General features: G+C 42.8%; 17 protein-coding genes and 1 tRNA gene. 8 read left to right on the forward strand and 10 right to left on the reverse strand.

The features are described 5' to 3' along the window. Positions 1-13: 13 nt before the first annotated feature. From KIT51_07720 to KIT51_07735, 4 genes are read right to left on the reverse strand one after another with little or no spacing between them, the layout of a single operon-like run. The gene (locus tag KIT51_07720; protein ID UYN88122.1) at positions 14-1,102 is read right to left on the reverse strand and encodes a Gfo/Idh/MocA family oxidoreductase; all 1,089 of its coding nucleotides are present in this window, start codon (positions 1,100-1,102) and stop codon (positions 14-16) included. 49 nt (positions 1,103-1,151) lie between these two features. Next, complete coding sequence (locus KIT51_07725) at positions 1,152-2,639, reverse strand: oligosaccharide flippase family protein (protein ID UYN88123.1); 1,488 nt, start codon at positions 2,637-2,639, stop codon at positions 1,152-1,154. After that, positions 2,639-3,763, reverse strand: coding sequence for an ATP-binding protein (locus KIT51_07730; protein UYN88124.1), 1,125 nt, complete (start codon positions 3,761-3,763; stop codon positions 2,639-2,641). Before KIT51_07730 ends, KIT51_07725 begins: the two co-directional genes overlap by 1 nt. A 51-nt stretch (positions 3,764-3,814) precedes the next feature. Next, entirely contained in the window at positions 3,815-4,528 is a 714-nt protein-coding gene (locus tag KIT51_07735; GenBank protein UYN88125.1) for a hypothetical protein, read from the reverse strand. Between the two features lie 76 nt (positions 4,529-4,604). Here KIT51_07735 and KIT51_07740 point away from each other — a divergent pair, with 76 nt between their 5' ends. Further along, positions 4,605-5,720 (forward strand): glycosyltransferase family 4 protein, encoded by a 1,116-nt coding sequence (locus KIT51_07740; GenBank protein UYN88126.1) that lies wholly within the window; start codon positions 4,605-4,607, stop codon positions 5,718-5,720. On the opposite strand, the gene KIT51_07745 is transcribed toward KIT51_07740, so the two are convergent. Continuing rightward, positions 5,699-6,475, reverse strand: a complete 777-nt coding sequence (locus KIT51_07745) for a methyltransferase domain-containing protein (protein UYN88127.1) — start codon at positions 6,473-6,475, stop codon at positions 5,699-5,701. The two genes, KIT51_07740 and KIT51_07745, sit on opposite strands and share 22 nt — an antisense overlap. A gap of 31 nt (positions 6,476-6,506) precedes the next feature. Next, entirely contained in the window at positions 6,507-7,103 is a 597-nt protein-coding gene (gene ruvC / locus KIT51_07750; GenBank protein ID UYN88128.1) for a crossover junction endodeoxyribonuclease RuvC, read from the reverse strand. Between the two features lie 35 nt (positions 7,104-7,138). On the opposite strand from ruvC, the gene KIT51_07755 reads away from it, so the two are divergent. The 7 genes from KIT51_07755 to KIT51_07785 all read left to right on the forward strand — a co-directional run bounded on the left by KIT51_07755 (position 7,139) and on the right by KIT51_07785 (position 13,231). After that, positions 7,139-8,251, forward strand: a complete 1,113-nt coding sequence (locus KIT51_07755) for a glycosyltransferase (protein UYN88129.1) — start codon at positions 7,139-7,141, stop codon at positions 8,249-8,251. A 42-nt stretch (positions 8,252-8,293) separates the two neighbouring features. Further along, positions 8,294-9,514, forward strand: coding sequence for a PP2C family protein-serine/threonine phosphatase (locus KIT51_07760; GenBank protein ID UYN88130.1), 1,221 nt, complete (start codon positions 8,294-8,296; stop codon positions 9,512-9,514). Positions 9,515-9,520: 6 nt separating this feature from the next. Then, a complete protein-coding gene (locus KIT51_07765) occupies positions 9,521-10,162 on the forward strand; it encodes a polysaccharide deacetylase family protein (GenBank protein ID UYN88131.1) in 642 nt (213 codons plus the stop codon). Beyond that, positions 10,159-11,250, forward strand: a complete 1,092-nt coding sequence (locus KIT51_07770) for a hypothetical protein (protein UYN88132.1) — start codon at positions 10,159-10,161, stop codon at positions 11,248-11,250. The genes KIT51_07765 and KIT51_07770 overlap by 4 nt, the downstream gene beginning before the upstream one ends. 5 nt (positions 11,251-11,255) lie before the next feature. Further along, positions 11,256-12,035 carry a TatD family hydrolase gene (locus tag KIT51_07775; GenBank protein UYN88133.1) on the forward strand — a complete coding sequence of 260 codons (780 nt, stop codon included), beginning with the start codon at positions 11,256-11,258 and terminating at the stop codon, positions 12,033-12,035. Beyond that, positions 12,025-13,089, forward strand: coding sequence for an asparaginase (locus KIT51_07780; GenBank protein UYN88134.1), 1,065 nt, complete (start codon positions 12,025-12,027; stop codon positions 13,087-13,089). Before KIT51_07775 ends, KIT51_07780 begins: the two co-directional genes overlap by 11 nt. Positions 13,090-13,144: 55 nt before the next feature. Beyond that, a tRNA-Ser gene (locus tag KIT51_07785) sits at positions 13,145-13,231 on the forward strand. A gap of 299 nt (positions 13,232-13,530) precedes the next feature. On the opposite strand, the gene KIT51_07790 is transcribed toward KIT51_07785, so the two are convergent. From KIT51_07790 to KIT51_07805, 4 genes are read right to left on the reverse strand one after another with little or no spacing between them, the layout of a single operon-like run. Beyond that, the gene (locus tag KIT51_07790; GenBank protein UYN88135.1) at positions 13,531-13,731 is read right to left on the reverse strand and encodes a hypothetical protein; all 201 of its coding nucleotides are present in this window, start codon (positions 13,729-13,731) and stop codon (positions 13,531-13,533) included. Continuing rightward, complete coding sequence (locus KIT51_07795) at positions 13,724-14,038, reverse strand: hypothetical protein (GenBank protein ID UYN88136.1); 315 nt, start codon at positions 14,036-14,038, stop codon at positions 13,724-13,726. Before KIT51_07795 ends, KIT51_07790 begins: the two co-directional genes overlap by 8 nt. Positions 14,039-14,050: 12 nt before the next feature. After that, complete coding sequence (locus KIT51_07800; GenBank protein UYN88137.1) at positions 14,051-14,278, reverse strand: hypothetical protein; 228 nt, start codon at positions 14,276-14,278, stop codon at positions 14,051-14,053. An 11-nt stretch (positions 14,279-14,289) separates the two neighbouring features. Continuing rightward, complete coding sequence (locus KIT51_07805; GenBank protein UYN88138.1) at positions 14,290-15,411, reverse strand: phage major capsid protein; 1,122 nt, start codon at positions 15,409-15,411, stop codon at positions 14,290-14,292. Positions 15,412-15,433 lie beyond the last annotated feature (22 nt).

The following is a 15,433-nucleotide window of genomic DNA, read 5'->3' on the forward strand; positions in this document are numbered from 1 at the left end:
AGATGTTAATGAATCAAATAATAACCCTTTTCTTCTCTGCTACGGATTTGTAGATAGCCTCAACCACGCGGATATCTTTTAACCCTTCTTCTCCTGGAACCAACATGGCCTTACCTTGTTTAATCGCAAGGGCATCATCATCCATTTGTTTGGCCTGTTGGTTTGGTATGCTAGCGTTTAATTTTTTACCATCGCTGGTTACACCGTTAATGTCACTATACGATTGAAACGGAGAGAGCTTGTACCACCCCTTTTCGCAAGTTACTAACAGGTTGTTTATATTTTTCCCAAGACTGGTTTCGCCATGCGCGATCACACTTCCTGGAAATTCCAGGTCGAACACCATGGTTTCATCAACTTCGGTGTAAATGTGTGGCCGTTCGGTTGATTGGTTGGCGGTAACGGCTATGGGCTCCAGCCCGGTGCTATACCGGATTGCATTTATCGGGTATACGCCCATATCGTATGTTGCCCCACCGCCCATTTTTTTTATTTGCTTCCAGTGGTTGGTCCTTCCGTCAAAATAACCTGCGGCTGCATCGGCTTTCAGTACTTTGCCATAGGTTAAATTTTTCCGGTACTTAATAATTTGTTGTGTGTTGGGCTCGTGCTGCATGCGGTAGCCGATACTTAGTTTTACTTTGTTCTGCTTGCAGGCATCAATCATCTGCTGGCATTCGGTAACCGTCATGGCCATGGGTTTTTCACACCAAACGTGTTTGCCGATACGAGCCGCCCGAATAGTATATTCGGCATGCATGGAAGGCGGCAGCACTACATAGATGATGTCGATATCCTGATTGTTGGCAAGGCTTTCAAAATTCTGATAGTTATAAATATTCTTATCAGCAAGGTTATACTTTTTCTTCCATTGCTCAGCCTTTTCAGGCGTACCTGTAACAATACCTTTTAGTTCGCAGTGTTGGGTGAGTTGTAATGCGGGTGCCAGTAAATCGGTGCTGTAATAGCCTAGACCAACCAACGCAACACCTAACTTGGCTTTTGTTTGTGGGATGATGATGTTGGCAAAAGCATACCGACTGGCATACATGCCCGCGCTTGTGGCAAGTACGTGTTTAATAAATTTTCTGCGACTGTGCATTGGCTGAGAAGTTATGGATACTAAAGGTAGCCAATTTCCTTGCTCAATTCTATTTACTACCGATCAGATTAAGGGCTTTTGCAACAAGTTTATTCACCTCAGGAGAACTTTTGGAGATAAGCGTTAACGATCCAAAAAATAAAGTGATCAATGCAGAACGGTAAAAAATATCGAGAAATACATTTTGAAGTTGTGGTAGTACAAGGTTCAGGCCAAAGGCAAGAACGCTAATACCTAACACTTTTAATGTTGATACGGTGAATGGTTGAAGTTTGAACTTCCACCAGATGAAAAGAAATTTCACACCATTAAAAAGGAACAACGCAATGGCCGAACCAATGGCCGCGCCTGTCATTCCATATATTGGGATAAGAATAAGGTTAAGCGCAATTACCGTAATGGCCAGCACCAACACCACCACAATGTTAAAAGCGTAATATTTTGAGAGCACAATGATCTCACTGCTGGGACCAAAAAACATATCGATGAGTTTGCCGAGGCCAACCAGTAAAACAACATAAGCCCCCGCTTCAAAGATTTCGCCCTTTGGCACCAAAGCAAAAATATTCTGGATGTTGGCCCACACTCCAATCAACAATAAGGCTCCAATAATCAGTTGGTTCATCGATACTTTTTTATACAGATTATCAATTTCTTTCAGATCATTTTTCTCAAACGCTTCCGCGATAAGCGGCATGGTGGTTTGTAAAATGGCGCGCTTAGGTATTTCAATAACCGTAGCCATGTAAAACGCAGTGGTATAAATAGCGTTGGCGCTAAAGCCCAACAAACCGGCTACCATCAGGCTATCAACCTTGCCGATGATGACCATGCTGCTGGTACCGACAAAACTTAATGCACTGAATTGAAGTATTTCCCGTAACCGTTTTGATTGGAGAAAAGAAAAGTCGAAGTGAATTTTGAGTTGGCCGGCAATGCTGAGGTTGATAACCAGAATGAAAAGCACCACACCATAAATGGCCACATTGGCGATTAAGAAATTATGGAAACTGATAACCTTTGTAAAGTATAAGCTCACCAGTATGGCCTGTAACAACCGCACTACCACTTCGCGCAGTAAATTAGGAAATGCAACTTTTAACAACGATCGCGAATAAGTTTCCAGGAGTGTGGCAACCAGCATGAGAAATGTTAACCATAGCACCAGGTGCAGGTAGGGAGCAAGCAGCGTGGCTTGATCATTGAAAAAGGATAGTATATGTGATTCGGCAAGCGTGAAAATGATCCAGAAAATCCCAAATCCAATAAGGGATAAAGAAAGGATCATCGTAATGAATGATGATGTGCCCCCTTCACTTTTATTAAAATGCGGGTAAAAACGGGTGATGCTTTGTGCCAATCCCATTTGGGCAAATGGAACAAATAAGATGGCTGCATCTTGAATCGTGCGTAACAGACCTATTTGTTCAATATCCAGAAATTTTGGATAGAGATACAACAGGTTAATGTAACCGATCACTACTCCGGCATAGGAGATAATGGAGGTGTAAATACTTTGCCGGATAACAATGCCCATTACGAAATGAAGTGTTGATAATTTTGTGGTGATATTACCTGATGTTCGCTTTCCGGATACGCTTTGGTAAAAGTTAACGGAGCCCTCTCTTTCTTAACGGCTCCCCATTTAAATTCAAAGGTGTAGAGTTTACCATCCCGTTCTTCGATATAGTCTATTTCCTGTTGCTGCTTGGTTCTCCAAAAGAACCTGTTCGACCAGATGGATGCATAGGTTGTGTACTTTAACCGTTCAGTTAATATGAAATTTTCCCATAGTGCCCCAGCGTCTTTTCTTAGTTCCAGCGGTTGGAAATTGGCGATAATGGCATTTCGAACTCCATTATCATAGAAATAAATTTTTCGACTTTTCTTTAGTTCATTTCGAAGGTTTCTGCTGAAGGATGGAAGGCGATAAACAACCATAGTCTTTTCCAGCAGATCAATATACTTTGTTACCGTCTGAGGATCAGACCTGACGAGATCTGCTATTTCATTGTAGCTTACTTCTGAACCAACTTGAAGACTCAGCGCCTGAAGGATTTTTTCAATCACTTCTGGTTTTCTTACATCTTTAAATGAAAATAAATCTTTATATAAGTAACTATCCGTAAGATTTTTAAGTATTTCTTTTTCAGAACCAGGGTTGTTGATTACATCCGGGTACATCCCGTAAACCAAGCGTGTAGCCAGTAACCTGTTTTGTTCGATAAACGAAGTGTGGTCGATCAATTCTTCCATAGAAACCGGGTACATAATAAATTCCCATTTCCTGCCCGTTAGTGGCTCGTTGATTTCATTAGCAAGTTCCAATGCCGATGAACCCGAAACGATTAACTGTACTGATTTAAGTTGATCGATAATAAGCTTGAGGCTTAAACCAATATTTTTAACCCGTTGAGCTTCATCAATTATGACCAATTTGTGGTTGCCAATCAATGCCTTAAGTTCTGAGGAAGTCTTTTCAAAAAGTAAAGACCGCATATCGGGCTCATCGCAGTTAATGAACAAAGCCTTATCTGAAAAATTCCCTGAAATGCGTTTGAGCAGAGTGGTTTTACCGACTTGGCGTGGGCCAATAACGATCACTGCTTTTCCAGTACCCAAACGGGATTTAACCACATTTTCCAGCTTTCTGTTGATCATAATCGGTTAAAGTTATAACTTTTTTCGATTATAACCTGAAAAAGTAAATATTTATGACTTAAACCAAAAGACTGTATCGGTAATACCGGAAGTCGTAAATACTTTTTTCCAATCCTTGAGTTGTTCATGAATTGCCCGGTAACGCACCCGTTCGGCATTGTCGAGTATAAGCATGCCGCCTGGTTTCAGTTTAGGGATGGCATGTTGCGCACACTCAACCCTTGCGCGACCGTCTACAATAATAAAATCGAACGAAGCATCGGGGTATTGATCGATGTAGGAGTAGTAAGCGGTATAACACGTGGCTGGTGTGGGCGGCATCAAATAATTAGCATAATTATTTTTTGGATAGCCAGTCTTTTTTGATGGGTCGTTTGCCGGAAGGATATGTACATAATGCACATTATTCAACTTCTTATTTTTCAGTTCAGCTTCAATGTGTACAAACCATTGTTGATCATGCTCCAGGCTCACCAGTTCTTTCACACGTGGTGCAATAAATAAAGTGCTCCTTCCGCTTCCGAACTCAAAACCTCTCATGTCTTTTGTAAGTACTGCATCAAGTATGTCAATGGCTGCAGGGGTCATCCAGGGAATGGTTGCGTTTTTCCATTTCTTCAGCAACCGTTTATTGTAAAGTTTTAAGAAAGGTCGGAGCAGGCGGAAGTGCAGATACTTAAAGGGTTCGGTTTTTGGATAAAAATAATTAAGCCTGATGTAGTATGGTGAAGCAGCCAGTAAACTTGCACGTTCTGCGGTTGTCATCCGATGGTTTTTATTTGGCAATAATCTCACCTATTTTGCGGCAATCCAAAAAATTAATCGGTGTATTAATTTTGTTATGCGTGCTTCTCGCCATTCTGTTATGCTTGCCAATGCGGTCCACAAACCGTTTGATACACGTATTTTTCATAAAGAGGCATTGTCATTACTAAAAGCCGAATGGGAGGTAACGATTATTGTGCCGCATACCCATGATGAAGAAGTTCAAGGTGTTAAAATAGAGGCGGTGCCATTACCCCGAAAAGGGTGGGAGCAATTGATTAAATGCCCCTGGCATATTTTGCGAAAGGCATGTTCACACTCACGTAACGCGATTTACCATATCCATGATTCCGAATTATTGCTGGTGGGGTTGGTGTTGCGCTTTACGGGGCGAAAAGTTATTTATGATGCACATGAGGATACGCCACGGCAAATAGCGTATCAGCATTGGATACCCGGTTGGATAAAATTACCCTACAAAGGGTTTTACTATTTGTTGGAAAAAATTTGCGGATGGTTTTTTAATGCGATCATCGTGGCTGAGCCGGTTATCGCCCGCTATTACCCGAAGAAGAAAACTTATCTTGTTTGTAATTTTCCAATGGCACACGCTTTCGTTCGTGATGTCGTTGTTCCGTATTCCGACCGAGAAAATGTAATGGTATACGTGGGCTTGTTAAGCCGGGTGCGCGGTTTGGCCGAAATGCTGGAAGGCTACAGGTTAGCCAAGGAGAAAATTTCGGTAGTATTTAAACTTGGTGGAAAGTTTGCCCCGGTTACGCTTAAAGAAGAACTCTTTGCTACTTATGACGCAACGTATCTCGGTTGGGTCAACTACAAAATGTTGGTAGATGAACTGTATCAATCGAAAATAGGCATTATCATTCCCCGACCGGTCGAGCGCTATAAAACCAATTACCCGGTTAAACTATTTGAATACATGGCTGCCGGCTTGCCGGTTATCGCATCAAAGTATGGTGAAAGTGCTGCATTCGTGAAAGAAGCAAACTGTGGTGTACTGGTTGATCCGCTGAATACCCAGGAAATTGCGAATGCAATTTGCTGGTTGTTGGAAAATAAAAACGAAGCGGCCGCCATGGGCATGCGCGGAAAGAAATTAATTGTTGAAAAGTATAACTGGGAGAACGAAAGCAATGTGTTGTTGGGTATCTACGAGCGCCTGCAGCAATAAATCCAACCATCGGTTTCGTTGGCAAATGAGTTTTTGGGCATTAAAGCATAGCGTTCAACATTTTGTGGTGAAAGCGATTCAACAAATTTATCAATCGTAACATTAAAGCCTGCTTCTTCCAGTCGTTCTTTAAAGTCGCGTGCATAAATGCGTACATGGTCATGCTGACCAAAAGCCATTTCGCGCTGTTTCGGATCGGTTATGCTAAAGTCTTCATACGTTTTTTCAATCTTTTTTCCTTTGTAACTATCCATTATCGGTACGAGCAGAAGGGCCAGGCCATCGGGTTTTAGTACCCGCTTGATTTCCCGCATTGCTTTCCGGTCATCAGGTATGTGTTCCAAAACATGTGAACAGAATACAAGGTCGAAGGAATGATCGGCAAAAGATAAATTGGTAATATCTTCCTGTTGCATGGCTTTGGCCGGATTGATATCTACGCTCAGGTAATCCACATTGGGGTATGACTTAAAAACCTTGCTAATGATTTTTTCGGGGGCAAAGTGTAAAACGCGTATGGGTTTGTTGGCAGGCAACGTTTTTTTTAAGTAGAGATAATATAACCTGAAGCGTTCCAGCGAGTCGCACTTGGGGCACCGTGAGTTGGGCCTTTTTTCCAAACCATGATGCAAAAAACCGGGGCCTGTCCAGCCACAACACGGGCACTTTACATTTCTTTTCTTGTTTAACAACGGATAAACATAGGCCTGAAACAGGTCAGCTGATTTTTTAATGATTTTTTCCTGGAGTTTCATTCTCTTATGACGAAAGTACGTGCCAAGTTATTTACTTTCTGATTCGATCAGGGTTTTCCTTCGCAAATCCTTCCCATGATTTTGTTTTTGTGTTCACCTGTCCTTTTTGAAAGTGATGGCAAAGCGCCACGGCCAATGCATCGGTTGCATCGAGTAGCTTGGGTACTTCTTTAATCTGAAAAACCTGCATCAGCATGCGGGCAACCTGCTCCTTTGAGGCATTGCCATTACCGGTTACGGACTGTTTTACTTTTTTAGGCGCATACTCTACTATAGGGATTTCGCGCGAAAGCGCTGCGGACATAGCCACGCCCTGCGCGCGGCCCAGCTTTAGCATGGACTGTACATTTTTTCCGAAGAAGGGCGCTTCAAGGGCCATTTCATCGGGATGGAATTCTTCAATCAGGTGTATCACCTTGTCGAATATTTTTTTGAGTTTGATAGCGTGCTCACCTGTTTTGCCTAACTGGATAACACCAAACTGAACAAGCTTAACTTTACTGCCGGTAACACATATAATTCCGTAGCCGGTAATGGTTGTGCCGGGATCGAGGCCAAGGATTATTTTTTCACGCAAAGTTTTTGCCACGGGCACAAGATAGATCAATACCAGATAGATTTCAATCATTGGTATATGCTTATAAAAATTACAACTTGCAGGGTATGATCACGATCATTCTGATTCTGTTTCTCCTTTACCTAATCCTCATGATCTTTCTGTTGGAAGGCTGGAGAATAGCAACCCGGTCAACAGCAACGATTACCTCTACACCACTTATTTCAATAGTGATTGCTGTTAGAAATGAAGCGGATCAAATTCAAAATCTATTGGATGATATTGCCCGGCAAGAGTACCCATCGGATAAGGTTGAAGTCTGGGTTGTTAATGATCATTCTGAAGATGAAACCGTTGAGGTTGTTGATGAATGGGCGAAGCAATATCCTGACAGGCGGTTTCAAGTAATCAATTTACCGTCTGGTAAAGCAGGTAAAAAGGCGGCCATAACAGAAGGGGTGAATCAGGCAAGTGGTGAAATCATTCTGACTACCGATGGTGATTGCCGTGTCAGCCCCACCTGGCTTGCATCCGTGGCCAGCCAGTTCACCGAATCAGCACAATTATTGGTGGGGGCGGTCAGACTATATCCTGTAACAAGTGTTTTTGAGAAACTTCAAATGATGGAGTTTGCATCCCTGATCGGTACCGGGGCAGCGACACTGGGTTGGGGGACGCCAACGATGTGCAATGGAGCAAATCTGGCCTATCGTAAGAGTGCTTTTTTTGAGGTGGATGGATATTCCGGTAATGAACAAATACCTTCCGGTGATGATGAATTTCTTCTGCGAAAGATATTCAGGCGCTACCCGAACGGAATCCGGTTTAATGCAACTACTTCAGGAGTTGTAGATGCAAGTCCGTTAGCTACCTGGCCTGAGTTTTTTAACCAACGAGTTCGTTGGGCCGGTAAGTGGTGGGCGCACGGTGTTGGTGTTTCGGCTTTGTTGGCTTTGTTTATTTTCTCATTTCATGTTTCGGTAGTAGGGTTGGTGGTGCTGGGTTTTGTTGGCACCGTGGCCTGGCAGGATGTTATGCTGTTGCTTACCGTTAAAGCAATTGCTGAGGGAGTGTTCCTTTTCAGGGTACTTAAATTTCTTAGGGTTTCCTTTAACACCGCATCATTTTTTACGCTTCAGGTCGTTTATCCCCTGTATGTTATTTTCTTTGCCCTGACGGCCAATTTCTTACGTGCGGATTGGAGAGGAAGAAGGATTTAATTTGACTCAACAATAATTTTTAGCAGTAACTTTAGGCCATCTATGTCCGAAACCTCTCTAAAGAACCGATATGAAATAAAGGAACTGGAGCTTAATGCATTGCTCGAAGTTACCCAGGCCATCAATAATAATGTACCCGAAGATTTTCTATACAAGATTTACAACTTCACGTTACGATCAAACCTCAAGATAAAAAAGCTGGCCCTTTATGTGCTGGATGATGTGTGGAATTGCAAAGTAAATTTTGGCTCGGAACAGTCGTTTCAAAAGGTAAAGTTGCCCGATTGTTTTAAAGAGGTTCGTTCCATTTGTACGTTGCGCGACTTTGAAGATACGCCCTTCAGCATTTTTGATATTGTTGTGCCCGTAGCCCATAAGGATAAAACCCTGGCCTTGGTTTTTCTGGGCGATCATCAGCATGACGGAAATTACAGTGACGACAGCCTTAAGTTTATACAGGCGTTAAGCAACATTATTATTGTGGCCATCGAAAACAAGAAACTGGCCCGTAAACAATTGGAGCAGGAAGCCTTTCGGAAAGAACTTGAAATTGCCAGCGATGTGCAGCAATTTCTCTTCCCGGAAAAGTTGCCGAACACGGAATTCCTTAACGTGGAAGCGAGCTACCTGCCGCATGATGTTATTGGGGGGGATTATTATGACTATATCCCCATTAACAAAAACCAATTTCTTCTTTGCATTGCCGATGTCAGCGGCAAGGGTGTTCCTGCGGCCTTAATGATGTCAAACTTTCAGGCATCCCTTCGAACTTTGCTGCGACAAACGCCAAACTTGCGCGATATTGTTGAAGCCCTCAATTACCAGGTATTGGAGAATGCAAAAGGTGAAAAATTCATAACCTTTTTTGCGTGCATTTATGACATTAGCCTGAAAACATTGGTTTACATCAATTCCGGTCACAATCCACCTATTTTATGCGATCGCAAAAATGGCATCAAGTTATTGGAAGAGGGTTCAACCGTACTGGGCGCCATGCATCCGTTGCCATTCCTCAATGAAGGGTTTATAACCGACCTCGAACAGTTCAGGTTATTTTGTTATACCGATGGTTTGATCGAAACCATTAATGAGAAGGGTGAAGAGTTTGGCATGGAGCGATTAATGAAATATTTTCATCAGGATACTACGCGGATGAAAGATATGCGTACCATTCATGACGACATTATTATTGAACTTGATACCTTTAAAGGTGATAACGGATACCACGATGATATTACCATGGTATCGTGCCGTGTAGGATAATGCGCTATGTTTATCCATCGCACACCATTTTTTTTGCCTTGGCTTTACCCGAACCTGGTCTGGCGAATACCAACAAAACAAAAAGAGCTTTTTCTTACTTTAGATGATGGCCCCGTACCCGGCCCGACTGAATTTGCCTTGGATGTATTAAAGGAACACAAGGCTAATGCAACTTTTTTTTGTATCGGGGATAATGTGCAGAAACATCCCGATGTATTTAAAAGAATTTTACATGAGGGTCACGCGGTAGGCAATCATACATTCAATCATCTCAATGGCTGGCATACGCCCAAATCAGAATATGTTAAGAATGCCTTTTTGTGTGATGCAGCAATGGATTTGCCGCATAGCGGTAATGAAATGAAGAATGTGATCTTGTTTCGTCCACCTTATGGCAGGATAACCCGTTCACAAATCAAGGCATTATCAGCGTACAAAATTATTATGTGGGATGTGCTGTCTTTCGATTACACCGAATCAATAACACCCGAGGCTTGCCTGAAAAATTCCATCAAAGCCACTAGGCCTGGATCGGTTATCGTTTTTCATGATAGTTTGAAGGCTGAGAAGAATATGCGCTATGCCCTGCCACGCTTTATTGCGCACTTTACCGATAGGGGATATTCCTTTAATGTTATCCCACAATGAACAGAAAGCGAGTACTGGTTGCACCGCTGGACTGGGGGCTCGGGCATGCCACGCGATGCATACCTGTAATTCGAATTTTGCAGGAGTTGCAGTGCGAAGTATTTCTTGCCGGGGCAGGGCCATCATTGAAATTGTTGAAGCTCACTTTTCCATCATTTAAAGCTTTTGAACTTCCTGGATATAACCCGGTTTATCCTTCATCGGGTTCCATGATGTTTAAACTTTTGCTGCAGGGCGGGAAATTTATGCGAACCGTGATGGAGGAACACAGACAGGTTGAGCAACTTGTTAAAGAGAATAAGATCGAGCTTATTATTTCCGACAATCGGTATGGTTGCTATTCTCCTGAGGTTACTTCTGTATTTATAACCCATCAGGTTAACCTTTTGGCACCATCACGGTGGAAATGGCTTGGCTTGCTGGCGAATGCTGTTACTGCACGCTTTATTAAAAAATTCACCGTTACATGGGTACCCGATTTTCCCGGTTCAGTACTAAGCGGGAAGCTTTCAGCAACATTCGATAGACAAACTTGTTTCATTGGTCCTTTATCGCGGTTGGAAAAAGTTGAGACCACAGAAAGGAAGTACAACATACTGGCTTTGCTATCGGGGCCGGAACCGCAGCGCAGTAATTTTGAAGAATTGGTTACTCGCCAACTGGTGGCCTCAGGCCTTCGTGGTTTGATTGTGCGCGGGGTTGTAGATAGCAACAAAATTCAGGTGTCGAAGAATGTGGAGGTGGCAGATCACCTTACCGCTGAGGAATTGAGTTATGAAATGGCGCAGGCAGAAATTGTACTGTCACGATCGGGCTACAGCACAGTTATGGATTTAGCGAGATTGGCTAAGAAAGCTATTTTTGTACCTACACCGGGTCAAACCGAACAAGAATATCTGGCCAAAAAGTTTAAACAAGAGGGTATTGCTTTTAGTATGGAGCAAAAGGATTTTTTATTGAGTGATGCGTTGAAACAATCAGAAAATTTTAAAGGCTTTACGGAATATCCGTTCGATGATTCCTTACTTAAAAAACACCTGACCGATTTACTATCAACTAACGACCAACGACCAGTGACCATTGATTAAGGAGAATGGACTTTTACATCGACACCCACGCCCATATTTATCTGGAAGCGTTTGATGCCGATCGGGCAGCCATGCTTGCACGTGCAGGAACAGCAGGGGTAAAAAAAATACTGATGCCCAATATTGATCATACTTCCATAGACAGGATGCTGGAGGTAGAATTGAAAACGGGTGGAACCTGTCTGTCTATGATGGGTTTGCATCCATGCTCGGTCAAAAAGGATTTTGAAAAGGAACTTTACCAGGTCGAGCATTGGCTTTCGAAACGAAAATTCCTGGCCCTCGGTGAAATAGGCACTGATTTATATTGGGATAAAACATTTTGGGAACAACAAAAGGAGGCTTTCCGCATTCAGGTAAAATGGGCGAAAGATTATCAATTGCCTATAGTAATTCACAGCCGCAATAGCGTGGACCAAACCATTGCATTGGTTGGGGAACTTAAAGATGAAAAATTGACTGGTGTGTTTCATTGTTTCACAGGCACTGAAGAACAGGCCCGGCAAATTATAGATCTCGGATTTTATTTAGGAATAGGCGGGGTGGCCACTTTTAAGAATGCCGGGATGGATAGAGTGATCCCGGAATTACCGATGGAAAAAATGCTCCTTGAAACAGACAGTCCATACCTCGCCCCCGTTCCGCATCGGGGTAAACGCAACGAACCTTCCTACCTGCCGTTAGTGGCGGCAAAGGTGGCTCAGTTAAAAAACATATCTTTGGAAGAGGTTCAACAGGTAACGTCTGGTAACGCATCTGTACTATTTAAAGTGAATGAAAGTTAAGCAAATACAGGTCAGTGGTGCGCAATCGCCCGAAACGGTACGTGCCCGTGTGCTGATTATTTACACGGGTGGAACATTTGGCATGACACACGATGCTAGCGGTGCATTAATTCCATTTGATTTTTCTTCTATTGTAGAACACTTGCCCACCATCCGCAATCTTGGCCTGGCCTTTACGGTTTTTTCATTTGAAAAACCCATTGACTCGTCTAATGTAAGCCCTGAGCATTGGAAAGTATTGGCCGAAGTTATCCGCGATAATTATGCTGCGCATGATGGCTTTGTAATTTTGCATGGGACCGATACGATGGCTTACACCGCATCGGCACTAAGCTTTATGTTGGAGGGTTTAAGCAAACCGGTAATCCTAACCGGTGCACAACTGCCGATTATTGACCCGCGTTCCGATGCCCGCGAAAACCTTATAACAGCTTTGGAGATTGCAGCTGCCCGAAAGGATGGTAAAGCTATTGTTCCTGAAGTCTGTATTTACTTTGATTATGAATTGCTGCGCGGCAACCGGTCGAAGAAAGTGGAGAGCATGCAGTTTGATGCGTTTGATTCAGGCAACTACCCAGCGTTGGCAAAAGCAGGTGTAAAAATTGATTATAACTACGGTGCCATAAGGCAAGTGCATGGGCGAGAACTTGTGCTTCACACTCAACTGGATCCATCCATTGCAATTTTGAAATTGTTCCCGGGTATTTCTGAACGGGTTGTGCAATCAGTTTTTAACAATACCATGCTGAAGGCGGTGATCCTTGAAACATTTGGCGCTGGTAATGCCCCAACTACTACCTGGTTAATTGAAATGTTAAAGCACGCTATAAACAGGGGTATAATCATCGTTAATGTTTCGCAGTGCCCGGGGGGCATGGTGGTGCAAGGTAAGTATGAAACCAGCAAAGAATTAATGAAGGCTGGCGTGTTAAGCGGTGCCGACATGACTACCGAAGCTGCATTAACCAAATTAATGGTTTTACTGGGCAATTATGAAATTGAGAAAGCCAGGTTATTGGTTGAGCAAAACCTGGTAGGTGAACTTTCATCCTGACCTTTCGGCTTGGAAAGGGTATATTTTCTTGATTTATTTGCGTCCCATTTCAACCGGAGAGGTGTCCGAGTGGTTGAAGGAGCACGCCTGGAAAGTGTGTATACCGGAAACGGTATCGAGGGTTCGAATCCCTCTCTCTCCGCTTTATGGCCATATAAAGCCAATTTGAGGCATTTTGTTACTACTTATGTTACTATTTTTTAAAGAATGAAACAGTTTTCATAGCGGTATACAAAATAAAAAAGCCCTCGTAATGGAGGGCTTTCTTTTTAAGGCCATTTTTTTGCGGTACCACCACCATCCGCTTTGATGTGATAGGCAAATATAAAAAAAGCCGGGTGAACTTTAAGCCCGGCTTTTACATCTCCAAATCCTTTTGATGCGATTTTACATGACTCGTTTGAAAGCCTTGCCCCCAAAGAGCCATCAAAGAAGTGTGTGCTATGTCATTACTTCATAGGCCTCCGCTTTTTCAAAAAACATCGTATAACCTGGGCTAATAGCCCTAAGCTTCTCAAATTGCTCTGTGGTCAGATAATGAACCGGAAAATCAACTTCTGATCTTACATCCGACACCTTAACCATCCCATCTGGGAGGTGTTCAAAAACCTTTATACTTATTTCTAAATATCCCTCATCCATTGTGTGTAGCGTTTAAAACCTTATCTAAAGTTTCACCATCGAGTAAGGAATAATCAACGGTTAATACATCGGCTAAATCGTGTGTAATCTCTCGCTGCTTTGGCAGAAAATATTGCACTACATCCATTATCAACCGGGCTTTTTCCTTATTGGAAAGTTTCTTGAATATTTCCGGTAATTGCTCAATATGACTTTCAAGGAATAAGCCTAACTTTTGCCGGGCTACTCCCTGAATTTTATTTCCTGAACCTTTGGGTTTAAATCCATTGTGCCCAGGTGCAAACCTTCCGTTACTTTCTCTTTCCATAACTCCCATACTTTATGGTTTACCCTTTAGCAATTGGAAACGAAAACCGGTTTCAGTTTCAAAGCTGTGGCCTATGTCATCAGGTTTATGTTCTACCCAAAAACGGATAGTATCATGTTCCCTGATCGTAGCGAATGAATCAGCGCTAACAGTTGTTTTAAAACTGCCTCCGTCCATCCAGTAGGTTACCTTACCATTTGGTTCGTGCCTGAAAAAGTAAATCGGTTTTTTCGTTTCCATATTGTTTTAAATTAAGATGCTGCTAATGCTGCCAATGCGGTTGTAAAAGCGCCTGCCATAAAAGCGCCTGAGTGGTTTTGTTTCACATAAGACGCCAATCTGATTTCGCCAAGAATCGTAACAAGGTTTTTGGTGAAGTCGTCATCTTCATACCCGATTTCTATTCCGAATTCGGAACGAATACGAACGTTGAATTTTGAAAAGTCGCCTATCAGAAAATCACCGACATCTATGCCGTTTGATTCAATTACCCGAACGCCACTAATCAATTCACCGTTTGCCGAAACGAACGAAGGTGTTAAATAGTGTTCGTCTGCAGTTGACTTTGTTAAGTCCATGAGCGCGGCATCCACCGGGTTAATCATTATTGCGTTAGGCTGAAAATTAGCCTTTGCAATTTGAGCAATGCCCACACGGACAACATCGTGCCGGGTAGGTGAATCAATGCTACCGGTAAAACCTGAAGCGCTAAAGGGAACGGCTGCGCTCATAACACCAAGTATGTTAGGGCTAACACCATCACCATAGAGCAGATCGTCTTCTGTTTTTTGTAATACCCGCTCACGAAGGTCAACACCAATTTCGTTTTGTAGGCCATCCAGGTCATCGAGTGCTTCGCGTGAAGTCTTGATGAACGCGGTTAGCTTTTCTACCTTCTGGCTCTTCTCCACCCAATCGAAGTCAACTTGATTTTTACGGGTTCCTTGAACGGTCGGACCAACTGAACCCTCTAAGTTTTGTTGCTCTGCCCATTGCACGTACATTTTATCGGTGCGTGAAACGTTGGCAACATCCATAAGGTACAAGCGCCTGCGCTGTACTCTTGTTAGTCCACGTTCAGCGTCTGATAGCGAAAATGGTATTGCGTTAGAACCAACTGGTGTAACATTGCCGGTGGTAAACGTTCCGGCATCTTTCAGGACAATACGCTTTCGTTCGTTCTTTCCTAACTGAGCATTAAGTCCGACTTCTTTTAGTTTCTCTATGGCTACATTGCCAAAAGATTTTCTACCAGTTACCGTAAATGCACCGTCTTTTAGTGATCGGATTTCCTCTTGTAATTCGTCAATGACTTTTAAACGTTCGGACACTGTATCGCCAAGCTCGTTTATAGCTTCAATTGCTGTTTTCATTTGAAAAAATGTTTGTTGAAAA

Source organism: Cyclobacteriaceae bacterium, assembly GCA_025808415.1.
GTDB lineage: Bacteria > Bacteroidota > Bacteroidia > Cytophagales > Cyclobacteriaceae > UBA2336.